Origin of the sequence: Marivivens sp. JLT3646 (assembly GCF_001908835.1) — a bacterium.
Classification (GTDB): Bacteria; Pseudomonadota; Alphaproteobacteria; order Rhodobacterales; family Rhodobacteraceae; genus Marivivens; species Marivivens geojensis.
Genome location: NZ_CP018572.1, coordinates 1,152,501 through 1,176,446, shown reverse-complemented (window position 1 = coordinate 1,176,446; position 23,946 = coordinate 1,152,501). Strand labels below are relative to the sequence as shown.

20 protein-coding genes, 1 tRNA gene, 2 rRNA genes, 2 pseudogenes and 1 riboswitch (1 of these 26 cut by a window edge) are annotated in these 23,946 nt (G+C 56.0%); of the genes and pseudogenes, 11 read left to right on the top strand and 14 right to left on the bottom strand.

Annotated features, from left to right (window positions below):
• The first annotated feature begins 153 nt into the window (after nt 1–153).
• Complete coding sequence (locus tag BSK21_RS05890) at nt 154–1,881, top strand: OFA family MFS transporter (protein WP_067547636.1); 1,728 nt, start codon at nt 154–156, stop codon at nt 1,879–1,881.
• A 219-nt stretch (nt 1,882–2,100) separates the two neighbouring features.
• Nucleotides 2,101–2,265, top strand: a pseudogene (locus tag BSK21_RS16125) (integrase); the annotation flags it as partial.
• Nucleotides 2,266–2,376: 111 nt separating this feature from the next.
• Here the strand turns inward: BSK21_RS16125 and rlmF are convergent.
• From rlmF to BSK21_RS05865, 4 genes are all read right to left on the bottom strand, one after another.
• Nucleotides 2,377–3,282 carry a 23S rRNA (adenine(1618)-N(6))-methyltransferase RlmF gene (rlmF, locus tag BSK21_RS05880; RefSeq protein ID WP_067547634.1) on the bottom strand — a complete coding sequence of 302 codons (906 nt, stop codon included), beginning with the start codon at nt 3,280–3,282 and terminating at the stop codon, nt 2,377–2,379.
• 195 nt (nt 3,283–3,477) lie between these two features.
• On the bottom strand, nt 3,478–4,179 hold the full coding sequence (locus tag BSK21_RS05875; protein WP_231924744.1) for an SDR family oxidoreductase: 702 nt from the start codon (nt 4,177–4,179) through the stop codon (nt 3,478–3,480).
• Nucleotides 4,180–4,276: 97 nt separating this feature from the next.
• Entirely contained in the window at nt 4,277–5,806 is a 1,530-nt protein-coding gene (locus tag BSK21_RS05870; RefSeq protein WP_067547632.1) for an AMP-binding protein, read from the bottom strand.
• Nucleotides 5,803–6,963 carry an acetyl-CoA acetyltransferase gene (locus BSK21_RS05865; protein WP_067547629.1) on the bottom strand — a complete coding sequence of 387 codons (1,161 nt, stop codon included), beginning with the start codon at nt 6,961–6,963 and terminating at the stop codon, nt 5,803–5,805. The genes BSK21_RS05870 and BSK21_RS05865 overlap by 4 nt, the downstream gene beginning before the upstream one ends.
• A gap of 149 nt (nt 6,964–7,112) precedes the next feature.
• On the opposite strand from BSK21_RS05865, the gene BSK21_RS05860 reads away from it, so the two are divergent.
• Together BSK21_RS05860 and BSK21_RS16120 are read left to right on the top strand one after the other, a co-directional pair.
• The gene (locus BSK21_RS05860; protein WP_367639585.1) at nt 7,113–7,610 is read left to right on the top strand and encodes a LuxR C-terminal-related transcriptional regulator; all 498 of its coding nucleotides are present in this window, start codon (nt 7,113–7,115) and stop codon (nt 7,608–7,610) included.
• Nucleotides 7,611–7,860: 250 nt separating this feature from the next.
• Nucleotides 7,861–7,983, top strand: a pseudogene (locus BSK21_RS16120) (integrase); the annotation flags it as partial.
• Nucleotides 7,984–8,333: 350 nt separating this feature from the next.
• On the opposite strand, the gene BSK21_RS05850 reads toward BSK21_RS16120, so the two are convergent.
• The 3 genes from BSK21_RS05850 to BSK21_RS15845 all read right to left on the bottom strand — a co-directional run bounded on the left by BSK21_RS05850 (nt 8,334) and on the right by BSK21_RS15845 (nt 9,588).
• Nucleotides 8,334–8,873, bottom strand: a complete 540-nt coding sequence (locus BSK21_RS05850) for a GNAT family N-acetyltransferase (protein WP_067547626.1) — start codon at nt 8,871–8,873, stop codon at nt 8,334–8,336.
• Nucleotides 8,874–8,902: 29 nt separating this feature from the next.
• The gene (locus tag BSK21_RS05845) at nt 8,903–9,295 is read right to left on the bottom strand and encodes a YjhX family toxin (RefSeq protein WP_318254750.1); all 393 of its coding nucleotides are present in this window, start codon (nt 9,293–9,295) and stop codon (nt 8,903–8,905) included.
• Nucleotides 9,296–9,363: 68 nt separating this feature from the next.
• The gene (locus tag BSK21_RS15845) at nt 9,364–9,588 is read right to left on the bottom strand and encodes a hypothetical protein (RefSeq protein ID WP_156529534.1); all 225 of its coding nucleotides are present in this window, start codon (nt 9,586–9,588) and stop codon (nt 9,364–9,366) included.
• Between the two features lie 176 nt (nt 9,589–9,764).
• On the opposite strand from BSK21_RS15845, the gene BSK21_RS05840 reads away from it, so the two are divergent.
• Both BSK21_RS05840 and BSK21_RS05835 read left to right on the top strand, forming a co-directional pair.
• Nucleotides 9,765–10,844, top strand: a complete 1,080-nt coding sequence (locus tag BSK21_RS05840; RefSeq protein WP_067547864.1) for a ComEC/Rec2 family competence protein — start codon at nt 9,765–9,767, stop codon at nt 10,842–10,844.
• Nucleotides 10,845–10,847: 3 nt separating this feature from the next.
• Nucleotides 10,848–11,579: a hypothetical protein gene (locus tag BSK21_RS05835; RefSeq protein WP_067547615.1), complete on the top strand. Its 732-nt coding sequence runs from the start codon at nt 10,848–10,850 to the stop codon at nt 11,577–11,579.
• A gap of 148 nt (nt 11,580–11,727) precedes the next feature.
• Here BSK21_RS05835 and BSK21_RS05830 read toward each other — a convergent pair whose 3' ends face one another.
• From BSK21_RS05830 to BSK21_RS05815, 4 genes are all read right to left on the bottom strand, one after another.
• On the bottom strand, nt 11,728–13,113 hold the full coding sequence (locus BSK21_RS05830; RefSeq protein ID WP_067547611.1) for a plasmid recombination protein: 1,386 nt from the start codon (nt 13,111–13,113) through the stop codon (nt 11,728–11,730).
• Nucleotides 13,114–13,472: 359 nt separating this feature from the next.
• Nucleotides 13,473–15,440, bottom strand: a complete 1,968-nt coding sequence (locus BSK21_RS05825; protein ID WP_067547610.1) for an AAA family ATPase — start codon at nt 15,438–15,440, stop codon at nt 13,473–13,475.
• Between the two features lie 82 nt (nt 15,441–15,522).
• Entirely contained in the window at nt 15,523–16,458 is a 936-nt protein-coding gene (locus BSK21_RS05820; RefSeq protein WP_067547607.1) for a GIY-YIG nuclease family protein, read from the bottom strand.
• 85 nt (nt 16,459–16,543) lie between these two features.
• The gene (locus BSK21_RS05815) at nt 16,544–17,002 is read right to left on the bottom strand and encodes a hypothetical protein (protein WP_156529533.1); all 459 of its coding nucleotides are present in this window, start codon (nt 17,000–17,002) and stop codon (nt 16,544–16,546) included.
• A 94-nt stretch (nt 17,003–17,096) separates the two neighbouring features.
• On the opposite strand from BSK21_RS05815, the gene BSK21_RS05810 reads away from it, so the two are divergent.
• The 5 genes from BSK21_RS05810 (at nt 17,097) to BSK21_RS05785 (ending at nt 21,803) form a co-directional block, all read left to right on the top strand.
• Complete coding sequence (locus BSK21_RS05810) at nt 17,097–17,276, top strand: ribbon-helix-helix domain-containing protein (protein ID WP_074038978.1); 180 nt, start codon at nt 17,097–17,099, stop codon at nt 17,274–17,276.
• Nucleotides 17,277–17,508: 232 nt separating this feature from the next.
• Nucleotides 17,509–17,607: riboswitch (SAM-I-IV-variant riboswitch) on the top strand.
• A 63-nt stretch (nt 17,608–17,670) separates the two neighbouring features.
• Nucleotides 17,671–18,300, top strand: coding sequence for a hypothetical protein (locus tag BSK21_RS05805; protein WP_067547597.1), 630 nt, complete (start codon nt 17,671–17,673; stop codon nt 18,298–18,300).
• A gap of 2 nt (nt 18,301–18,302) precedes the next feature.
• Nucleotides 18,303–18,794 (top strand): hypothetical protein, encoded by a 492-nt coding sequence (locus BSK21_RS05800; protein WP_067547594.1) that lies wholly within the window; start codon nt 18,303–18,305, stop codon nt 18,792–18,794.
• A gap of 65 nt (nt 18,795–18,859) precedes the next feature.
• On the top strand, nt 18,860–19,444 hold the full coding sequence (locus BSK21_RS05795) for a hypothetical protein (protein WP_067547591.1): 585 nt from the start codon (nt 18,860–18,862) through the stop codon (nt 19,442–19,444).
• Between the two features lie 667 nt (nt 19,445–20,111).
• The gene (locus tag BSK21_RS05785) at nt 20,112–21,803 is read left to right on the top strand and encodes a recombinase family protein (protein ID WP_067547585.1); all 1,692 of its coding nucleotides are present in this window, start codon (nt 20,112–20,114) and stop codon (nt 21,801–21,803) included.
• Here the strand turns inward: BSK21_RS05785 and BSK21_RS05780 are convergent.
• The 3 genes from BSK21_RS05780 to BSK21_RS05770 form a co-directional block, all read right to left on the bottom strand.
• A tRNA-Met gene (locus BSK21_RS05780) sits at nt 21,760–21,836 on the bottom strand. The genes BSK21_RS05785 and BSK21_RS05780 overlap by 44 nt on opposite strands.
• A 104-nt stretch (nt 21,837–21,940) precedes the next feature.
• Nucleotides 21,941–22,055, bottom strand: a 5S ribosomal RNA gene (gene rrf / locus BSK21_RS05775).
• A gap of 86 nt (nt 22,056–22,141) precedes the next feature.
• Nucleotides 22,142–23,946, bottom strand: a 23S ribosomal RNA gene (locus BSK21_RS05770) (it continues 1,023 nt past the right edge of the window).

The following is a 23,946-nucleotide window of genomic DNA, read 5'->3' as shown; positions in this document are numbered from 1 at the left end:
AAATAAGTCATTGTTTTAATTATAAAAATTATTTGACAGCAATAACTTCCTTGCGACAGGTTGCAACCGTGCATGCTGTCGCATGCCGAAATAAATCCGCCGATCTTTGGTTGAGGAGCCCTTGATCGATCACGGTAAAAAGGGAGGAATATCATGTCTAATGCCCGTTCAGGCGGTGCGCTGTCGTTCCTGTATAAGGAACACATCGTCGCAGAACCCGGTTATAACCGCTGGCGCGTTCCGCCGGCCTCTATTGCAATTCACCTGTGCATCGGCTCGGTCTATGCGTGGTCCGTGTTCAACCCCGCATTGACCCGCCAACTGGGCGTTGCGGCGCCTGCGGCTGACGACTGGTCGTTGTCATCAGTCGTCTGGATTTTCTCTGTGGCGATCGTATTCCTTGGCCTCGCGGCAGCTTTCGCGGGCAAGTGGCTTGAAGAAGTTGGCCCGCGCATGGTGGGTGTTGTGGCTGCATTCCTCTGGGGCGGCGGCTTTATCATTGGGTCGCTCGGCATTTCGTCCCATCAGTTGTGGATGATCTACTTAGGCTACGGCGTGCTCGGTGGGTGCGGCCTTGGCCTTGGCTATGTGTCGCCCGTATCAACCCTGATCCGTTGGTTCCCAGACCGTCGCGGTATGGCAACGGGTATGGCGATCATGGGCTTTGGTGGCGGTGCGATGATCGCGGCACCGCTAAAAGGTTGGCTGCTGAAAACCTTTGCAACGGCACCAGAGTTCCTCGGCGCTGAAGGTGCTGTCGCGACCATGATCGAAGGTGGTCGCGTGTTCGCAGAAACCGCAGCAGGCAAAGTCGAAGTGGTCGTTGCGACCGCAAAACAAGCCGCATCGTTCGGCGGTGACGCAGGCGTATACGTGGTTGGCACTGGTGACACAGGCGCATCCAGCACCTTCATGGTTCTCGGTGTCTTCTACTTCATCGTCATGATGATCGCAGCCTTCCAGTACCGCGTTCCAGCCAAAGACTGGAAACCTGCCGGTTGGGAGCCAAAGCCTGTCACATCGTCGGGCCTCATTACCCAGAACAACGTTCACATTGACCAAGCGCTCAAGACACCGCAGTTCTGGCAGCTTTGGGTTATGCTTTGCTTCAACGTGACTGCTGGTATCGGTGTGATAGGCGTCGCAAAAACCATGATGTCTGAGATATTCGGCACCATGATGCCGCTCGTAGTCACCGCAGGCTTTGCGTCTACCTATGTTCTGATGATCTCGGTCTTCAACATGGTAGGTCGCTTCTTCTGGGCCTCGACCTCTGACTTCATCGGCCGCAAGGCGACCTACATGTGCTTCTTCGTGCTCGGCACGGTGCTCTACATGTCGATCCCATACTTTGCGAGCGCAGGCGCATCGGCTCCGTCGATGTTCTACCTGATGGGCTTTTATATCGCGACCATGGTGATCTTCTCCATGTATGGCGGCGGTTTTGCGACCATCCCTGCGTATCTGGCAGATATGTTCGGCACCATGCACGTCGGCGGTATCCACGGCCGTCTGCTGACCGCTTGGTCGACCGCAGGTGTTCTTGGCCCGCTCGCGATCACATCGTTGCGTGAAATGTCGGTCAACAAGGCAATCTCTGCTCTTGTCGAGAAAATTGACCCAGCGGCCTTCACTGAAAAGTTCGGTGCACCTGTCGCTGACCTTGGTCAGCTGGTTGCCGCAAAAACCGTCACAATCGCAAAACTGATGGAGATCGCTCCTGAAGGCACCATCGACCCGACGCCAAGCCTCTACAATACCACGATGTATTGCATGGCTGCCCTTCTGGTCGTCGCCTTCTTCGCGAACCTCTTCATGCGTCCGGTGAAAGAACATCACCACCATGATGAGCCGGAGTTGTCTGCAATTCCAGTAGAGTGACCCCTGAAGATTTGGTGGCGCCTACTCCACCAAATCATCCCTCAAAGGCGCCCTCCAGGGCGCCTTTTTTCCTTCGGCTGAACGTTGAATGTTTCAATCCCAATAGGGCAACTTGATTTACGCACTCGGCTATCAGCTGCGGCGCGGTATTCTATGGCAAGATGCTGTGTCAGCACCGTGTTGTCGATGTGGAGGGCGTGATGGATCGGATGATTGGTCATGGATATATCCAACTTACCTGCCATTCGCGCGCGTCGTCCCGCATGGAACAAGGGCCGCATTGTCGGCCAGAAAAGGCCGCTTAAGCCAAAGCAAATTTGGACGATCAGGGTCCGGCTTGAGATGGCTGAAAACCACCGTGATCTGGCGCTGTTCAATCTCGCCTTCCCTAGAGCTGACAGAGATCATTCGCTGTACACTGCGCCGCTAGCATGTGCGCGGCTGCCAGCGTTGAGTGACGGAGCGGGAACGGCTCTGCTGCGGAACCTGATCCAGCTACAAGGTTCGTTGCCGTTCAGGATAATAAGTCCAGGCAATAAAACGGCTGGTCTTTTGCCCCTGCGCCATTTCGACGATCCTGAACTCGGCAATCCGCGCCTTTTTCAGCAGTCTGGCAAGAGGCCCGAGGTTGTCTTTTTTTGATACGAGGCAGGTGAACCACAAGCATTGGTTGGAAAACGTCTTGCTCTGCTCGATCATTCTGGCAATGAAACCGATTTCACCGCCGGGGCACCAAAGCTCGGCATTCTGACCACCAAAATTAAGCTCGTTCGAGTGACCTTTGCCTAGATTTCGCCATTTGCGACGCGTACCCGATTCCGCCTGCGCAAGTGAGGCATGAAAAGGCGGATTACAAAGCGTGACGTGGAAAATATCCTCGGGGCCGATGACGCCTTTGAAGATGTCCTCAGGGTTGTTCTGACGCTTGAGCCGGATATTCAGCCCGTTTCGCTGGCAAATCTCGCGCGCCGATTTGATCGAAATCGGGTCGATATCGACACCTGTGAACTCCCATCCATATTCATGCTGACCGGTCAGCGGATAGACGAGGCTGGCGCCCGTTCCGATGTCCAACGCCTTGATATCGGGACCGCGCGGGATCTTCCGGCCATTACTCTCGGCTAGAAGATCCGCCAGATAGTGGATGTAATCGACGCGGCCCGGAATTGGAGGACATAGAAAAGCGGGCGGAATGTCCCAGAATTCAATGTCATAATGCGCCCTGAGAAGCGCCCGATTGAGCATGCGGACCGCATTCGCATCTTGAAAATTGATCGTGACCTGTCCACGCGGATTTCGTCCCGTGAAGGTCTGGAGTTCAGGAGATTTCTCGATCAGGCGTTCAAAATCATACCCCTCCAAGTGCTGGTTGCGTGGGTGTAACTTAGATTTGGTAGACATCGAAAACCTTCAACTGATTGGTACAGGCAGTGCGCCCGACAGGCATCGAGCTTAGAGTGTAACAGCTGTTTGAGGAATACTTGAACGGCCCAATTCGGACCTTGGATTGATGCATTGTTTCTGCGGTCGTAGCCCGGATTTCCGACATTCGCTGTCGACGAAAAAAGAGCAACGCGAAGTCGCTCTTGGCAAGAGTCATTGGGCCGTCCAACCTCCATCGACTGGGATAACGGTGCCGGTGACGTTGTGTGCAATAGGGGAGCATAGCCACAAAGCGAGCGCGCCGATCTCCGATGGATCAGAGGTGCGCTGGCTTGGCTGCTTTTCGGCCAGCAGGTCGGCGATTCCCTTGTTGCGGTCGCCGTCGAACTTTGCCGCGCGAGCCGTTACTTGCGGTTCAATGATCGCGGTCTCCGTCCAACCGGAGCCGATGCAGTTGACCGTGATGCCGCCCTCACGCTTATTGCCTGCGGCCGCGTATTCCAGAGCGGCGACTTTCGACATGCCCACCAGCCCGAATTTTGACGCGCAATAAGGCACTTTGGCCACGGAGGCGACGATACCGTGCACGCTGGCGATGTTCACCACCCGACCGTAACCCTTCTTCGCCATCTTCGGCAGGGCCAGGCGCATCGTATGGAACGCACCTGACAGGTTGACTCCGATGATCGCATCCCATGTTTCTGTGTCGAGGTCGGCCAGCGTCGCGGTTTTCTGGATGCCGGCATTATTGACCAGAATATCAAGACCGCCCCAGTCGTCCAGATCTGCCATCATTCTCTCGATAGCGGCCACGTCGCGCATATCGGCGTCGAAGAAACACGCCTCGGGTGCACCGGCCGCCAGCATCGCCTGTACCGCCGCGTGTGCCTGTGCTTCGTCTGCAAGCCCATGCACCGCGATGCGTGCACCTGCACCGGCAGAGCGGTGGCGATGGCCATGCCAATGCCCTGGACAGACCCCGTGACCAGTGCTGTTTTCCCTGTCAGATCCATCATGTCGCGGGCTCCTCTTTCACGCGTTCTCTCAGCTCGGTCTTTAGGACCTTGCCGTAATTGTTCTTGGGCAGCGCCTCGACAAATCGATAGGCCTTGGGACGCTTGAAACGGGCAATGCGGTCAAGGCAGAGCGCATCCAGTTCGACGGACGCGACCGTCGCACCCGGCACCGCGACGACAAACGCGATGACCACCTCACCCCATTCCGGATCCGGCGCACCGATGACCGAGACCTCATGGATGTTGGGGTGGGCCAACAGCACCTCTTCGACCTCGCGCGGGTAGATGTTGGACCCGCCGGAAATGATCATGTCCTTGGAGCGGTCATGTAAGGTGACATAGCCGTCGCCGTCCATGCGGCCCATGTCCCCGGTCCAGAGCCAGCCATCGCGGATGGTCTTTGCCGTTGCTTCCGGGTTCCGCCAATAGCCGGACATCACCGTTGCACCTTGCACGGCGATTTCGCCGATTTCTCCGCGTGGCACCTCGCTGCCATCCTGATCCACGATGCGCACTTGTACGGCGCTTTGCGCGGTTCCGACCGAGTTGAGGCGCGCGCGCCAGCGCGGGTGCGTGCGGTCCGCAACATCGGTGCGCGGCAGGACGGTTATCCCCATCGGGCATTCGCCCTGACCATAGATCTGAATGAACCGCGCGCCCATGACCTCCGTCGCATCCAGAATGTCAGCCTCGTACATCGGGCCGCCCGCATAGACGAGGGTCCGAAGGCCCTCTCCGGTCTCTCCGCGGGCCTTGGCCGCATCAACGAGGCGGCGCACCATCGTGGGGGCGGCGAACATGGAAATCGGCCCCATGTGCTTGCAGAGGTCTAGGATTTCCCCGGCATCGAACCCGCCGCTTTCGGGCACAATATGACGCGCACCCCGCAGGATATGCATGAAGTTGTAGATCCCCGCGCCATGGGACATCGGCGCAGCGTACAGGATTGCGTCCTCGGGCAAGACGTCATCCACATCGGTGAAATAGCTATATGTCATCGCCGCAAGATTGCCGCAGGTCAGCGCCACGCCCTTCGGCTTGCCGGTCGTGCCGGACGTGTAGAAAAGCCACAGCAAGTCCGTTGCGGCCATACCGAAAGGCGCGGGCATTGGATCGGCCTCACGCAATGTCGTGAAGTCATCGCTGTCGACGGAAACCAAAGGCTGTGCCACTCCCAGCAAGGGCTCAAGATCCTTTCCATGCTCGTCGTCGGAGATCACCAGGGCAGCCTCTGCATGGGTGATGATCCACTCGGCTTCCTTGGGGTGCAACTTAGCATTGATCGGCACCGCGGCCGCGCCCGCGTACCAAATGCCATACAGGGTCTCCAAATACTCGGTGCGATTAGACATGAACACGGCGACACGACATCCTGATCCGATACCGCGCGCCGCGAGCGCTGCGCCAATAGACGCCGCGGTCCGGTCAAACTGAGCATAGGTCGCTTTCAGCGTTGCGCCCGAATAAAGCGCCGTACTGCCAGGTGAGCGGGTCGCCGTGCGTTTCAGCCACTCTGCGGGGTTCATCGCACGGCCTCCAAAATGGAACAGTAATTGGCGACACCGGATCCGCCCATGTTGAAGACGCAGGCCAGCTCTGCCCCATTTAGCTGGACGCCCCCGGCCTGTCCGGCAACCTGCTGCGCTGCCAAAACATGCATCGACACGCCCGTGGCGCCGACCGGATGGCCCTTAGCTTTCAGTCCCCCTGAAAGGTTGACCGGCAACCTCCCGCCCCGCGCGGTAGCTCCTTCTGCGACCAGGCGCGCGCCCTTGCCCTTCTCCGCCAGCCCCATCGCCTCGTAGATCATCAGTTCTGCGATCGTGAAGCAGTCATGCACCTCGGCCAGATCGAGATCATCGATCGTGATCCCGGCAACCCTATAGGCGGCATCAAAGGTGCGGCGCGCGGCGGTCAGTTCGGTCATGTCGCGGCGCGACATAGGCAGGAAGTCATTCATCTGCACGGCGGCACGAAAGCCCACGGCGCGGTCGAAATCGGCGGTCATTTCATCGGCAACCATAACCAGCGCCGCCGCACCGTCTGAGATCAGTGAGCAATCGGTCAGGCGCAGCGGCGCAGCGATCATCGGGTTCTTGCTGCTGACCTCGTTGCAGAAGTCGAACGACACCTCACGCTGCATATGTGCCAGCGGATTGTTCAGGGCGTTTGTATGGTTTTTCACCGCAATTCGCGCCAAGGTTTCGGACTGGTCGCCAAAAGCCTGGAAATACCCGGCGGCGACGCGCCCGAAGATCTGCGGAAAGCTGACCCCCGCCTCCTCAATGGCATAAGACGCGCCCGCAAGCGCCGCGGTCACCCCCAGGGTGTCCAGTTCGGTCATCTTCTCGACCCCCACCACAAGCACGCACCGCGCATCTCCGGCACGGATGGCATTGCGCGCCGCATAGACAGCCGCAGAGCCTGAAGCGCAGGCGTTTTCCACGCGCGTCGCTGGGGTAAAGCGCAGGGCCTCGTCCAGCCCCAGCACCAACGAAGCGGCAAAGGCGTCAGGCACCATGCCGTTGTTGAAGTGCCCCAACCAAATCGCGTCGATATCGCCTGGCGCCACGCCAGCGGTTGCCATGGCCTCTGCCGCCGCCTGCTGGATCAGCGCCTCAAGGCTGACGCCGTCTTGAACCCCGAACCGAGTATGACCCCAGCCAACTATTCTCGCTTCCATGCTTGCCTCCGCTTCTTGGCCGAAGGAATACTGCGACGGGTCCGAACGCGCGATCCGTGAAACTACGTATTGGATGACGAAATATAGAATCTCTTCCGGCACTTGCCTTCGAGAATGCCCCGGTCGGGCTAATCTACGCCGAGGAGCGAGTGATCCGGCATTGCAACGCCCGCTTTTGTGAGATGTTCGGGTTTGGCAAACTCGAGCTGCAAGGTCATTCGCTGTCAAAGCTCTACCCCTCTTCTGAGGAATTCCAGCGCATCGGCCAGATCGGGGTCGACAAGATGCGCGGCCTCGGTCGCTACGCCGATGAGCGCATCATGCGCCGCAAGGATGGCAGCCTTTTCTGGTGTCGCGTGCGCGGACAGTCTCTTGAACCCGATCAGCCCTTTGCGAGATCGGTCTGGAGCTTTGCCGACATCTCGGAAATGCGCCCGGTGACCGAACTGACCCCGCGTGAACGGCAGGTGGCTAAGATGCTGGCCGAAGGGCTCACCTCGAAGGAAATCGCCCGAGGGCTGGACATCAGCCCCCGCACCGTTGAGGTTCATCGTGCGCGGCTCATGCAGAAATTCGGCGCCCGCAACGGGCTTGAACTCGTGGCCCACCTCGTTGGACTGCCTCTCTTGGGGCCGGGCATGTCCTGAGCAGTTCACTCTCACTGAATTTGGGCCGTTCACATCGACAGCGGGGTGTTTCGCTGTATCAAAGGTCCGCTTTCTCGATCTCCCCAAGTTCTCGCTGCAAAGCAGCGAGCGACCACTCTCGGTCGGTGCCTGTCATGTGACCCTATCGGCCCATCGCTGCCTTCCAGCTACTATGCCGATGCTGCGCCACAGCTTCACCAGACCGGCCATTCGTCCATCGTGCAGCATTTTTCGAGGGTGAAGGTCTGCTCTGCGGGACTTACCTGCCGTTCGCGCGCGTCGTCCCGCATGGAGCAAGGGCCGCATTGTCGGCCAGAAAAGGCCGCTCAAGCCAAAGCACGTTTGGGCGATCAGGGTCAGGCTTGAGATGGCTTAAAACCACTGTGATCTGGCGCTGTTCAATCTCGCCATAAATAGCAAGTTGCGGGGGTTCGCACGCTTTGTAGCCTACCTGTATTAACTTGCCCTGTGTGAAGCAGTTCTACGATGACATCTTGCGGCCCTTTGCTGTCGTTAAGCCCTGGCCGACCGCCGCAGTGCAGCTTCATCAGACAGGCCATTCGTCCATCGCGTAGCATCTTGGGAGGGTGCATGTCTGCTCTGCGGGACAGAGCACCATTTCGCTGCGGATGAGCCGACGGCTGCTTATCGGATTTGCCGGTTTGTACAAAGTGGAAGCACCCGAGCTAACAGCCCGGATGCCTCCTTGCTCCTATTGTTGCGTCACCAATGGTTTGGATCGTCAAGCGGGCCGACGCATTTTGAAGGGCCTTTGAGCGGGAGGAATGGCCCCTTTTCCAGTGTCTGGCCCAGCCATCCTTCTGGATACTGTAGCGGCAGGGGCGGTTGCGCATCGGCTTCTGTGATGTGAGTGAAACCCACTTTTGAATAAAAGTTGATGTCGCCGTAAGTCAGGACAACGTCCACCCCACCATCCAGTAGCGTTTGCAGGGCATGATTGATCAATCGTTGCCCCAGTCCTTTGCCCTGCTGCGCGGTTGCCACGGCCACCGGCGCAAGAATGAACACCGTCCGGGTATCATCGGCATAGGTCATGCGTGTGAAGATGATGCTGGCCAAAACCTCCCCGTTCTCGATTGCCGAGAACACGTGGATGTCATCAGACGCAAGCGAAGTGAGCATGTCGGTCACCAACGCCTTAATCAGTGTGCCAGCCTCATCGCCTTCTGATACGGCGAAGGTGTGAAAGAACATCGAGATGATGGCATCGGCTTTGTTTGAGTATTCAGTCGTAAATTCCATGGTCTGTTCCTGTGGATCAGTTTATCAGGTTATCGTTGATTGAGTTGCGCACGCACGGCTTCTATCCCGAGTTTTGAGGCCCGATACGGTCGTCCGCTTTGAGAGCGGATGAAGCGCCGTTTTTTGAGCCGTAGGAAAACCGGGAGCGTGCAATCCGACAGGACATGCCTGTCGCGCGTGTAGCAGGTGATCTCGCGAATTTTGCCGTTCTCGTATCGCTTGTGGTGGATTGCTCCACCGAGCGCAAGTTCATGCAAAACACGCTGTTCGTGTTTTGAGATGTTCAATTGAGTGTCTCGATTTTTTGAAGATGCAAAAAGAGGCCGCTCAGCGTGCCGCGTGAGCAGTCTTGGTGTTAAGCGTTCCCAATGCCGAGAGGCGGGAACAGGCTTATGACCGGGTCTCTTGCATAAAATCTCCATCGAGAGCGGCTCTTGTCGCTCTGATCCCAACCTAAGTCCAAGCTGCAAAAAATGCAACTGTAGCCACATTACGCGGGCAGCAACGCGCGGTCAGAGAGCGGATCGATAAGCTGGTAACAGAGATACGCACCGCCAAGACCGACATTGGCGCGCAATGCAGCATTCTGTACTTCGGGCTCAGAACCGCCATTCTCCGCCATGCAGCATTCAGAACCGTTATTATGCGCCCGCTGCCGCTCTCGGCCCGGAGCGGTCAATCGTAACAGCTTCAAATGCAGTAGTGCAGCTTTCATAAAAGCAGACCTTCGCCGGTCACCCCACCAGCTCGAGCATTTCTTGAGGCACGCATAAACCTACAGAACGGAGCCCCTTGGGGCGCTCTGTTCATGTTCATGAGTGTACTTAAAGGTTGTATGTTGAAGACCCAATACCTACCCTATGATTGTATACGGAGACGGAGAACGATTCCTTGGCCAATTTTTACGAAGTTGATTTTCTGCCAGTAGGCAATTCTACAAGTGGCGACGCAATCTGCATCAGATATGAGATTGAGGGGCAAACGTTTATTCATGTTGTAGACGGAGGATATGAGGAGGACGGGCAGAAGGTACTCGACCACCTTACCGATTATTTTGGCGGGGATGAGATTGACCATGTGATCGCGACGCATCCAGACGGAGACCACACGGTTGGACTGAGAAAAGTACTGGAAACGGCTAAGGTTGGCGCTCTCTGGATGAACCGTCCTTGGGTACACGCAGAGGAGCTGCTTCCCTATTTTGCGAGATACACAAACGCTGAAAATCTGGCGAAAGCGCTTCGTGAAGTGTTTCCAAATCTCGCGAAACTTGAGGATATAGCCACAGAACGCAATATCCCAATTTATGACGCGTTCCAAGGTACTCTGATTGGGGCGTTCACAGTCCTAGCCCCTTCCAAAAATGCGTTTTTCAATTATGTCGCTGACGATGACAAAACGCCAAAAGTTGCCCAAGAAGCCACTGGTCGTGGATTGCTTGGTGGTGCGATGCGATTCGTTGCGGAAGGGCTACGTATGATTCAGGCCGCTTGGGGTACCGAAGTCTTTCCCGCCGATGATACCTCACCACGAAATAACATGAGTGTCGTTCAATACGCCAATTTATCAGGCGATGAAGTTGTTTTGACCGCGGATACAGGGCGAACCGGTCTTGAAGAAGCGGCAGCGTATGCGCCGTATGCTGGTCTCAGTTTGCCTGCAGATAAGTTTAGGCTCATCCAGGTTCCACATCATGGTTCCCGGCACAACGTTTCGACCGAAACACTGAACCTTTGGCTCGGTGAGGTAGGAGAGGAGATGCAAGAAACTCGTTCTACCGCCATCGTTAGTGCAGGTAAGGACGACCAGGACCACCCGCGAAAAGTAGTGGTCCGAGCGTTTATGCACCGTGGTGCTCGAGTTATGGAAACGAAGGGCAAAACAATCTGCTTTTCCGGAGGAGCGGCCCCGGACAGGGATGGATGGGTTTCCACAACGCCATTGACCTACCCGAGCGGATTCGAGGCATAAGGCATGGAGGCGGTGCTTAAAAAATTTTCTGACCCCTACGAACGAAAGGCACGTCTGTACCCCGCACTGGTCGCATTGCTTCCAGTTGTTGTTGCTGTTGCATTGTACACCGATTGGCTCACCTTTGATGTTTCAAATGCCGTGTATATTGCAATCATTGCTGGCGTTTTGTTTTGGCTTTCGGGTAAGGCCAGAGATGCAGGCAAAGCCGTAGAAAAGCGTCTCGTGACGACGTGGGGTGGCATGCCATCAGTCACCCTTTTGCGCCACCGTGACCAAGGGCTCGATAGGTACACGAAGCAAAGGTATCACCAAGCCGCTGAACGTTTAACTGGCATTCACATGCCAAGCCCATCGGACGAGGAGCAAGACCCTATGGATGCCGATGAGCGATACAGAGCAGTGACCAGCGCTCTACTTTCAAGGACTCGAGACACCAACGAATATGCCCTCTTGTTCAAAGAGAACATAAACTATGGGTTTTGGCGAAACTTGCGCGGCCTCAGACCTGTCGCACTTGTTCTAGCCTTCCTTCTTGTTGCGTTCGGTGTTTGGCATGACTTTGAGCTTATACGCAGTTTCAATTTACCTGACGGCCCAGAGTTGGCAGTGGTGAGTATAGGTGCGTTTACGCTAATCGCATGGGGTTTCACGATAACCGACGACGCCGTGCGGCGAGCAGCGGATAATTACGCACTTCGACTACTGGAGGGGCTGGATAAGATTCAGGCCTAAAGCAGATACGGATACAGCGCTGAGCCAAAAAAAGCGATTGTGGCCCAATGTCCGCTTCCGATGTCGTGGCGCAAGCGCATAGCGCCTGCAGCGAATGTCCGCATTCCGCCCTTTTTCACCGAGGGACAACAACTCCCCGACGTCTACTTCACCTCCCCTTCTCCCAGTCCTCAACGATCCCTTTCGCCTCTTTCCTCACCTCTTCCTTCACATCTTCACGGTCGAAGAACCCGCGCACCTTCCCCATCATATGATCGACCCACTGCGCCTTTCGGCGGGTTACAGCGATGACCTCTGCCAGTGACGACACGACCCGAGAGATGCTCTGCCTGAAGTCGTCGGGTAGGTTCTTTAACGGTGTCAAGTCTTCAACCTTCAGCCGCTGTTCTTCGAGGTCGAAGCCGATTGCGCCATTGGTCAAACCATCAACCGCAGCTTCCAGTGCTCCGATCATGCGGTCCGCCACTTCTTCCTTCTTCTCTACGTCTTCTTTTCTCTTTTGGACCTCTTCGGCCTGAGCCTTCACCGCACGCGCTTGGCGGTCGATCATTTCGGCACCACGCCTGAGGTTTTCTTCTTTTTGGGAGTGAGCGATCCTCTCTTCAGCCAGGCTTTGCCGGCGTAATCGGATCGCTTCTTGTTCGGCGTCCTGGTCCAGCCTTTGCTGGATCAACTGCGCGTCCAGCGCAGCCAGTTCCGCCTCTTTCTTTTCCAGCCGCCTCCTGTAGACGGCGGCCCTTTTGAGTTCCCTTTCAGAGAGCGCACGCTCTCCTTCCAACGCCTTGAGAAGCCGCCGCGTCTTCGCGGCCGATGCCTCAAGGCCTTCAATTTCCACTGCGGTGGCAGTGACCTTCTGTTTCAAGTGTTCCAGATCCTGAGGCAGCTCCCGATGGAGCTGCTTCACACTCTTGTTGACCGTATCGGCGTAGTCGGCCCCCGCCGCGAGCCGCGCATATTTTTTGTTCCCCCGCTCGATGAGCGGGCAATACCGCTGCGCAGCCGCAGCGGCGATGTCTTGTACCTCAGACATGATCGTCGGCTTCGTCAGCTTCGACAGTGGCTCTCCCGCATTGCTGTATCCCCGCAGTTCAAAATGCGCGTGAATGGTTGCTTCATCGCAGTGCACCACCAACCCTTCGACCCTCGTGTCGAGCCGCGCGGCGATGTCGGATGCGACCGCCAAGAAGGTCGCGTTCTGATCGTCTATCGACAGATCTTCGAACCATTGTGCCGCGACGTGGCCGAAGGTGATGATGCCGGAGGTTACGATGCAAGCTGTTGACTTCATCTTACGCAGACGACCCTGACGCAGCGCCTTGACCTCATCTTTGATCACCGCGACCGGACGCGGGGAAACGATGATGCGGTTCAAATGCACCCGCCCCATGTCGACATATTCGGGCTGACGACCCTTGCGATGATCGTGGTTGCGTTGACCATAGACCTGCGCCTGACTCTTGCCCTTGAGGCGGACAGATATGGCGTTCGGGTTGGCATCTTTAGGGTCGACAGGGGGTGCGTATGTGTCTTTCATAAGCGCAATGATCGCGCGTAAGAGCGCAAACCCAAAGCCGCACCATCACGCAATCCACAATATTCGAACACGGTCGGCAGATCAGGGCCCGCCGCACCTTCCCCAAAGGGGTCGGATCAAAAGGCGGAGCATAACCTACTAGCCATAAACTCTTCGCTACGTTCGAGTTATGGCTCTCCGGCGAAGGGAGAAGCCGCGCATCCCCCTTTCGAAACCCCCAGCTGAAGGGGCAACGCGCCCCTTTCAAAACCCCCGTGACATGGCAGACAAAGCGATGATCGGTTAACATGGACTGGGTTGTCAGCGAACGATCTGGTGGACCTATGCGCCCACCGGATCACCTTCGCCCTCCGCACGGATTACGGCGGATCAAGGTCCTGATGCTTGACCTTCTGTAGGATCTCATTGAGCGGCGCGCCTTCGATTTTGCGGTAGGCGATCAGGACCTCGGCCAGCCGATGAACGACCTCTTCGTTGGTCTTGAGAACCCGTTTGATCGATCCATAGAGGTCGTCCAGCAGTGCCCGCATCCGTGCCTGAGCCTCATCGTCCATAACCGCGTCATGCCGCCAAACCAAACCACTCGCGCCAAGGCCACTCTGGTTGTCGATTGCCGTCAGCAGCTTCGTGGCAATCGCGAGATCAGATTGCGGACCGCCGCCTGATCCGCTCGATATATCGCCGAGGAACAGCTCTTCAGAGGCCCGTCCCGCGAGAAGAACAGCGACCTCTCTGTGGATGTCTTTGAGGCGATATTCGGAGGGCTGCAGGTCGTAATCTGTCCGCCCTTCCCCGTTGAATTGGACTTCACACGAAGCGACGGGTTGCCAGTCGATCGCGGTCGAGGCCACGGCATGACCCGCTTCGTGATAGGCCACGCGATGGTCCGCCGCCCTGCGGATCGACCGCTGTTTGGTCAGGACAAACTTCAGCTCTTTGACGATGGCAGAGAGGTCATCACTCTCGATCGAGGCAAAGGCCAATCGGATGAAGGCCCCCGCCTCTGCTGCGGTCTGACCATACATCAGATCGACGATCTCATCGGCATCGCCGATCTCTCCGAAGGCATCGTGAACGACGGCCGTCAAAAGCTCTGCGTCTGTGGTCGACATCTCCGCCTTGAGGTCAAAGCGACCCGGTCGAATGATCGCCGGATCAAGCTGTGTGAGGGAATTGGTCGCGCCCATGATCACCACGCCCGGTGTTCGCTTCAGACGATCGACAGAGGTCAGGAAGGCATTGATGAGACCTGTGACGTAGGCCGTCCCACGACCGTTATCGATGAGACGCGTGCCAAAACTGTCGATCTCATCGATGAAGACGACACAAGGAGCCGCTCCAATCGCGTCGTCCACGCTCTCCTTCATGCGCTGTAAAACGAGATTGAACGCCCCTACCCCTTCGAAGTCAGCCACGCTGAACGCGTGCAGCGGCACCCCTGCGTCCACGGCCACCTGCCTCGCGAGATACGTCTTACCTGTCCCGGGTGGACCGTACAGCAGCAGCGATGACGGCACCCGCCTCCAGTCACCCTGCCCCTCTTTAAACTGTTTTAGACTGCGGACCAACCGACGCGCATAGGCCTGGGCCCGCCCAACACCTGCGATGCCTCGGTGTTGGTTTGCGGCGCTGTCGGTCGATCCGTTCGTCGTCTCGGGGATCATTGTCCCCAGTGAGATCAGGTAACGCTCCAGCGTCTCGATGTTCTCACTGCGCAGCGCCAGAACCATGGCGGTAGGATCGGCTGTCCGTAGATGGTCATCCGTGGGAAGCACCTTTTGAAGGCGCGCCAGATCATAGTGGATATTCCGGTCCTTGAGGGCGTCCAGCACCACCAGCAGGATCTCACGATCAAAGGGCGGCACTTTGATCGGCGCAGGCATCAGCCCACGGAACTGCTCCGGAAAGATCATTTTGGGAAAGCCCACGAGCACAAAGCCACACTGTCGGTCGAGCGCCTCAAAATAGTGGTCTCTGACTGTACGCTCGGCGGGGCGGTAGACGTTCACACTCCGCTCAAGGCTGACGACGCTGAGCGGGTCTGGGTGCGCCAGCGATGTCAGAACCTTGCGAATGATACTGCAGTAGTCACTGATCAGGTATTCTGTCTCAACTTCGAGCACAGTCACAGCGCCCGATTTGAACGCGGGACGCAGAACCTCCATCGTCTGCAGGCCTTTCGCAAGGCATGCCAGCGCGAGAAGAGGCCGATCGGGCCGTTTTAAAAGGCTCGTGCGGTCGGCTTCCAGACCAAGGGGGTCTTCAGCAAAAAAGGCACCGCAAAGGTCTTCGAAGAGTGGTCGCCAGGTCGGAGTAAAGGAGGTCATGACAGCACCTGAGAGACATGGAATTTGGGCCTGCCCCGACACTCGGGGCAGGAGTTTTTGTCCTTAAGAAAGGATGGTGTCTTTAGTCGCGCAGAAGCGCGTTCAGCGTCTGGTCGATCTCTTTGAGAGCCTCCGGCCAGTAGATCTCTGACACCACCTTGATCCGCCCTTGAAACACCTCAAGCGGTACTCGCGCGTGGGGATGGTCCTTCGCCATGCGGCGATGGAACGCCTTCTCGAGCCGGATCGCTGCGCGGCCCTTCTGAAGAGGCTCTTGTCGCAGGAACTCCACCGTGACCTCTGACCCCAGATCGAGCTGCTGGCGAAAGCGGATCGCGGGGTTGGCGCTGAAGCCGACCTTAATCAGCGTCAGATCATCCCAGATCAGGCGCACCACGTAGATGAACGATGGCTTTGCGGACCACCCTCCCCCGCAGTGCGCGCAGTCGAAGCGCCCCGTTTGAAGGTTACCGCGCGCAATGCGTTGCTGATGCCCACAGGCGTCATGCTGATAAAGACGATAGCTTGGAGCACCCTCTGGATCGTCACCCAAGAGGCTCCAACCGCGGGCCATCGCTTCATCGCGCTCTTTTGCCCCGTGGCAGGTCTCGCAGCGAAGGCCTGTCTTGCCCGCCGCCATCCGTTCGATCATCTCGAACTGCCTCTGGACCTGATGCCCGCAGGTCAGCAGAAACCGCCCGTAGTGGGGCTTTCCCGGCACCGCCTCCACAAACTGCAGCCCTGCCTTTTGTGCGATCGTAGATCGCTTTTTTTTGAGACAGCTCTGGCAGATCGGCACGCCAGAGCGGCAGGTAAAGACCTTGGACCGCTGCTGCGCCCCGCAGCGGGTGCATTCGATCAAGAGGTCGTTCCGATTTGCGAACCTGCCGACGATCGAAAAGGCCTTTGAGGATGGGAATTTTAGCCAAGCCTTTGGGATTAGGCGCTGGCTGCGACGGCGGTCTCTGCGCACAGGTTTGGGTTTGCCGCCTGCGGGCGACATTACAACATCGGTCATACTGACCTCCGAATGGAACAGAGAGATTGGGTCCTCACGGCCAGAGCCGCGAAGATGTCTCATCCATTTAAAGGAAAAAAGAGGGTTAAGCCGCGAGAGGCGCCTGTTCGGCGCAAGCCGTCACATAGGCGTCCAATGCCGCAAAAGCATCGACAATGATCCTCGCCAGATCGTCAGACACACCATCCTCGATCAGCATCTCTGCCTGCTCTGCATATGGCGCCGCCGTGACATCAAAGCTTCCCGACCACGCCTGCGAAAGACAGGTGAAAATCGCCGCAAGAGCCTTCAGTTCAACCGACTGCGGATGCTCCTTTGACCGCCGTGCGTACTTCAGGGCAGCATCGATATCCTGCGTCCGGATATTATGTACCCGTTTCCGAAATTCTTCGATCAAGGCTGGGGATTTTACGACCGACACATACTGCTGCAGGTCTGCCGATTGCTGCAAACGTCGCGGCAGAAGCCGAAGACATCCGTAGTACACTGCGGACATACCCGCTTGGTTCCCCGATGGGGAAGTGATATCATTATTTAATGTCATTTATGATCTCCGTAACAGATCGTTCTTGGCACGGCCCACCGAAGAGTTGCCGCTCTTTGGTGGGTCAACTGCAGATTATTATTGAGATTAAATAATGTCAACAAATAAAATGCCCAGAGGCCGTCCGCCGGTCGACACGGAAGCTGTCACCGTGCGCCTACCCCGCGATATCATTGTAAAAATTGATGAAATTCGCGCCCGCAATTTAGGTACTCAATCTCGACCGGACGTTATCCGGCGCGCCATCATTGAGTGGCTGCGGGAAGAAAAGTAACCCCTACCCCCGTCGAAATCTCCAGGAAATTCCACGCAGGCAGGAAGTGATAAGGCGGATCTTGTCCGATTGGCAGAAATCTCAGGGTGCATCGACTGTTTTGACTAGAAGAAGCCTGACCTGATTAGAACCGCCCGAAATATCCGTACAGCGACACGCCGAATGTGAGCAAAACTCATAATCTTTCTGAATTTTTAGTAGTTGCTCTAAAAACGAAAATCCCTTTTAACGGTCTCATCATCAAGAGCTGGGCTTATGCCCACACCAACCTGCGAACTCGGCAAGGTGGTTTCCATGAAGGGATGTGGCCTGTGGGCAAAAACGAGCAAATCCTCATCGACCATTTCTTGGATCGTTCCTCCGTCTGTCGAGTTTCGCTTTCGGAGGAAAGACAATGAAACGTCGCTCATTCTTATCAGCACCTTTTGCGATTGCCACGATGACCGAGGCATTTGGGGAGCCATCGTCTGACGGCTGGATCGAACCGCCTTCTCAAGTCTCAGTGAAGCGAGAACTGCATTTTGAGCCGAGCCATTCAGGACAGGTCATTATCAAGACGGATGCACCTGCTGAGCCAAGGCCATTGGTCAGACCAGAAATCATCGATAGCATTTGGTTTAAGGGCACCTACGAGATCATGCCTCAATCGCTTCATTGGAAGATGATCGATCAGGGTTGGTTCGGAGAGGACGACATTTGGTTTCCGTTTGGAGAAAATGATTGGGAGTACGAACATTGGTTCGCCTATTTCCAACCCGCATGTGAAGCGCACGATCTACTCTGCACGCTTTTCGATGTGAGCAATTTTTGGTTCACAGAACCGAAGGAACTGGGCCTAGGCCTCGATCTACAAATACATCCAAGCACCCCAAGATATGCCACCGCAAAGCTGATTGATCGAAGTTGGATCAACGACTTCAAGGCCGCTGTGGAAAGAAAGACTGACTTCCTTATCGTAGATCCCATCATCCGCCCCGCATCAGGGGCCTTCGTGCCGCGATCGGCAGAAAGTGCAAGAGGTTAATCATGAGCAACCTAGACAACCCAAGCATTGAAGAGTTCTTTGCGGCTTCAAAGCCCGCCCAATATGACTTCATTAATACCATCCTACCCACTGAAAAGCTCTATGAGGAAGCTGGCGATACAATCCTTGGAATGTATTACGAAGGTGCTAGAGACCGAGACAGTGAGTGGATCAATTACCCCGACGATTATGATGTGGTCAGCATCCTCGAGGAGTCGGGTGAGATCGATAGTGATCGCCTCGGTGCAATCGAAAACGGATCACTGTTAGAAGAGGCGGAATTACAAATTCTACGGCGTGATCATGCTGACAACGATCCAGAAGGCTGGGACGGAGTTCACCTTTGGGAGGTTGAACTGAAAGACGGCTCCATATTCGCGGCATTCCAAAGCCAGAGCCAAGGACAAGCTGGGTTCACACTGGACTACTCTCGCAGCTTCATATCCAGAGAAGAGGCAGTCGAATGGCTAGAAACCTTCGAAATTAACTCCTGAATGGACCTGGGGTACCGCATAGGTACCCCAGACCCTTTTAAGAACGCAGGCCTTGGAGCTTTCACATGAAGACATTCATCATGAAGACATTCATAATGCTAATGCTGGCTCTGCTCGCTCGGACAGCTTCAGCGCAGGATCACCCCAATCCTGTCGTTCAATCCATAGTCGATTGGCATAGACAATACTGCTTTGAGGATTTGGCACGCACTGAAAAATCAACGCCAAGGCAAAGTGACTTCGGTATCGACGAGGGATCAATCTACGATATCGCAATTGGCGAAGGTCAGAGCGCAACTGTCATCTATAAGTCTTTCACTTGTGAAGGTCTGGGACATGGTTGGTGCGGCTCAGGTGGATGCGGCTACTTCATTGTAGTTGAAGATAAGATTTTTGAACGTCAGCTGGGCTTCGAACCATCGGTCATTGACATACCAATATACAACGGCACCCGACCCGGTCTTCTTATTCCCTTACATGGCACATCGTGCGAAGGAGCTGCGGGCGAGAGTATGTCCGGAGCAGATACCTGCTACGCCATTGCGACTTGGAACAGCCACTTGAGAACATTCCAATCAATCTTGCCCCTCCTCAGTGAAATGACATTGAATGGGGGGAAATGGAGCGAGGTGCTGGGTGATCGACCTTGATCTTTCCCCCTTTTGGTCCCCCCGTCATCCTCCTCATCCGTTGCCTTAATAGCAGACGGCGGTTCTTCTTTATTGGACTCATCTACGAGGGCGCTCTTTGAGGTCTGGATATGACGGCAAGGGCACTCGCATGTAGACTGGCACCCTTCGGGGGGCCTTTTTTCGTTATGGCCGTCCCTTTGTGCGCCGAGCCTACCTTATCTCACCTCCCCAAATTCCCTAAAAATCGCGGTTTACGGTGTCTCGGGGGCGCCGTCGTGGGAGACGGCGACATCGTCTCCGACGGTCACCCCACCTCCAACCAACTCAACACTTTAAGGTTTTTCGCGGTTTGCAGAGAGTTTTCCGGATTTTGGGGGGAGGTATCCACAATTTTGCGCAAAGAGAGAGTTTGAGCGGGGTTCCCCTGCAATGGAGCCTCCCTATCCTGAAGGCATCAGACGACAGGAGCGACGCTTTGGAACACACGGACAAGAGATCAAAACTGGACGGGGAAGGTAAAATTTCCTCATCCGCCCCTCTTGTCATTTCGCGGCCGGATGATCATCCTTTGATTGAAGCGACTGTCAGGCTCTTGGCCAAACACGCTGCATGGGTAGATTATACCGCCTCACTTAAAGGCGGTGACGATCAATGACGCTATTCCCTTCCAGAAGGATGTAACGCTATGCCCGCATACCGTGCCGCTATCTACGCCCGCTTTTCCAGTGACCAGCAACGCGATGCCTCAATCGAGGACCAGTTTCGCGTGTGCCGCCAATTGGCGGAGAGCAAAGGTTGGACCATTGTTCGAACCTTTTCCGACCGCGCGATCTCCGGCGCCACGCAACATCGTCCTCAGTTTCAAGAGCTTCTGGCGGAAGCCAAAGCAGGCCAGTTCGATATCGTTATTTCAGAAAGCCTCGACCGCCTCTCGCGGGACCTGGAACATATCGCAGGCTTTGCCAAAACGATGACCTTCCTTGGCATCCCAATCTTCACAGTCGCCGAAGGTGAGATCAGTGAACTCCACATCGGCCTCAAAGGCACAATGTCCGCCCTCTACCTCAAAGACCTCGCGCAAAAGACCCATCGCGGATTGGAAGGTCGTATCCATCAAGGCAAATCCGCAGGCGGTATCTCTTACGGCTATCGCGTCATCCGTGAACTCCTCCCAGATGGGAGCGTCACCACGGGGGATCGTTCCATCCACCCCGACGAAGCCGCTGTCATCCGTCGCATCTTCACAGACTACGCCAAAGGCACCTCCGCTCAAGCCATTGCCAAAGCGCTGAACAGCGAAGGTATCGCAAGTCCTATCAGCGGAAAGGGCAGCGGAGAATGGAACCCCTCCACCATCGCCGGCAACGCAAAACGGGGAACAGGCATCCTCAACAACGAGGCCTATATCGGCAAATTGGTCTGGAACCGCCAACGCTATCTGAAGAACCCGGAAACAGGCAAACGTCAGGCGCGTCTGAACCCGCCCGATCAATGGCAATACACAGACGTCCCAGAGCTCCGGATCATCAATGACGACCTCTGGGACGCAGTCAAAGCCCGTCAAAAGGCCATCCGCGTCAAGATTAACCCCGCAGGCTGTCTTACCGCAGGCCTACGGCCCGAACGTGCCCGTCGACCCGTCTATCTGTTTTCCGGATTGGTGAAGTGCGGCTGCTGTGGATCGAGCTATACGCTCATCAATAAGACCCGCTATGGCTGCGCCGCCGCCCGCAACAAAGGTGAGGCGATCTGCACCAACCGCGCAACCATCCTGCGAGAAGACCTCGAAGATCGTGTGATCACAGGCCTGCGGGACCGGCTGTGGCCCCCCAAAATGGTCAGCGCCTTCGCCGACCAATACCGCAAATCCTATAATAGCTATGCAGCCAATGTTTCAGCCGAACGGGAGAAAGCCGAACGCAAACTCGCAAAAACACAATCAGCGATCGACCAAATCACAAAAGCCGTCGAAGAGGGGATGTATCACCCCTCCATGATCGCGAAGCTCACAGACCATGAAGCCACCAAAAAGGCACTCGAACAGGAACTCAGCTCAGAGCCCCCTGCTCCAACATTGCGGCTCCATCCGAGCATGAGCACCCGCTTCAAAGAGCACATTCACGCCCTGAGCGTCGCACTCCGCGAAGACCATTTACGGGCAGAGGCGATTGAGATCCTGCGCGGTCTCATTTCAGAAGTGAGGATGGTTCCGGATGCCGATGCGCGAGGTGGGCATCAGATGGAATTGGTCGGCGATTTGGCCGGAATTCTTCAATTAAGTGAGGGAGATAGAGGTAAACGCCAGTCCATTATCGCAGGAGGGTCGGTTACGTTGGTTGCGGGGGTAGGATTTGAACCTACGACCTTCAGGTTATGAGCCTGACGAGCTACCGGGCTGCTCCACCCCGCGCCGATTGTGACTATTGTGTCACTGGTGCGTTAGTCCAGCATATGCGTTTTATTGATTGCTTTGCTGGATGATATCGAAAGAGAGAAAGGATTGGTTCTTATTAGGTCTGGCGGTGACTTACTCTCCCACGTCTTAAGACGCAGTACCATCAGCGCAACGGCACTTAACGGCCGGGTTCGGAATGGATCCGGGTGTTTTGCTCGTGCTATAGCCACCAGACCGAATAAGAACCAATTTTTCCAAGTCGAGTACAACTGATTGTGTGTGTGTATGCTCTTGATTTACCAGCGTTGTTTTTACTGGATCAAATCAAGCCTATCGGACGATTAGTACCGGTCAACTGAATGCATTGCTGCACTTACATCTCCGGCCTATTGACGTGGTGGTCTACCACGGTCCTCAGGGATACCTTGTTTTGAGGGGGGCTTCCCGCTTAGATGCCTTCAGCGGTTATCCTGTCCGATCATAGCTACCCAGCACTGCCGTTGGCACGACAACTGGTCCACCAGTGGATCGTTCACCCCGGTCCTCTCGTACTAGGGGCAACTCCTCTCAAGTATCCTACACCCACGGAAGATAGGGACCGAACTGTCTCACGACGTTCTAAACCCAGCTCACGTACCTCTTTAAATGGCGAACAGCCATACCCTTGGGACCTGCTCCAGCCCCAGGATGAGATGAGCCGACATCGAGGTGCCAAACGATGCCGTCGATATGGACTCTTGGGCATCATCAGCCTGTTATCCCCAGCGTACCTTTTATCCGTTGAGCGATGGCCCTTCCACTCGGGACCACCGGATCACTATGGCCGACTTTCGTCTCTGCTCGACTTGTCAGTCTTGCAGTCAGGCTGGCTTCTGCCATTGCACTCAACGAGCGATTTCCGACCGCTCTGAGCCAACCTTCGCGCGCCTCCGTTACTGTTTGGGAGGCGACCGCCCCAGTCAAACTACCCACCACGCAGGGTCCCGGATCCGGATAACGGACCGCGGTTAGACAACAAGCAAAGCAAGGGTGGTATCTCAAGGGAGGCTCCACAGAGACTGGCGTCCCTGCTTCAAAGCCTACCACCTATCCTGCACATGCTGTACCTGTTGCCAGTGCGAAGCTATAGTAAAGGTGCATGGGGTCTTTCCGTCTAACCGCGGGTAGCCTGCATCTTGACAGGCAATTCAATTTCGCTGAGTCAACGTTGGAGACAGCGGGGAGGTCGTTACGCCATTCGTGCAGGTCGGAACTTACCCGACAAGGAATTTCGCTACCTTAGGACCGTTATAGTTACGGCCGCCGTTTACCGGGGCTTCAATTCGAGGCTTGCACCCCTCCTTTTAACCTTCCGGCACCGGGCAGGCGTCAGACCCTATACGTCGTCTTACGACTTCGCAGAGCCCTGTGTTTTAAGTAAACAGTCGCCACCCCCTAGTTTGTGCCCCCCGCCCATAGTTGCCTACGAACGGGGCCTCCTTCTCGCGAACTTACGGAGGTATTTTGCCGAGTTCCTTCAACGTTGTTCTCTCAAGCGCCTTGGTATTCTCTACCAGTCCACCTGTGTCGGTTTAGGGTACGATCTCATGGAGGGCTATTTCCAGGAACCTCTAAGCGGCCCATCCAATCCGATAAGGATGAACAACCTTCGAGATCCGTCACCATCTCCTGGCCCAGGAATATTAACCTGGTTCCCATCGACTACGCCTTTCGGCCTCGCCTTAGGGGTCGGCTTACCCTGCTCAGATTAGCTTTAAGCAGGAACCCTTGGACTTTCGGCGAGAGGGTCTCTCACCCTCTTTGTCGCTACTCATGTCATCATTCTCACTAGTGATCTCTCCACCGGATGCCTTACAGCCCGGCTTCATCGAAAGCTCCTTGCGTCCAATCCTTCCGAGGAAGGTAAGGACGCATGGAACTATATCACACTACGCTCTGCTACCAGTGCTTACGCACTCCGAAGTTTCGGCTCATGGCTTGAGCCCCGTTACATCTTCGCCGCAGGACAACTTATTTAGACCAGTGAGCTGTTACGCTATCTTTAAAGGATGGCTGCTTCTAAGCCAACCTCCTGGTTGTTTTGGTCGTCCCACCTGCTTTCCCACTTAGCCATGAATTAGGGGCC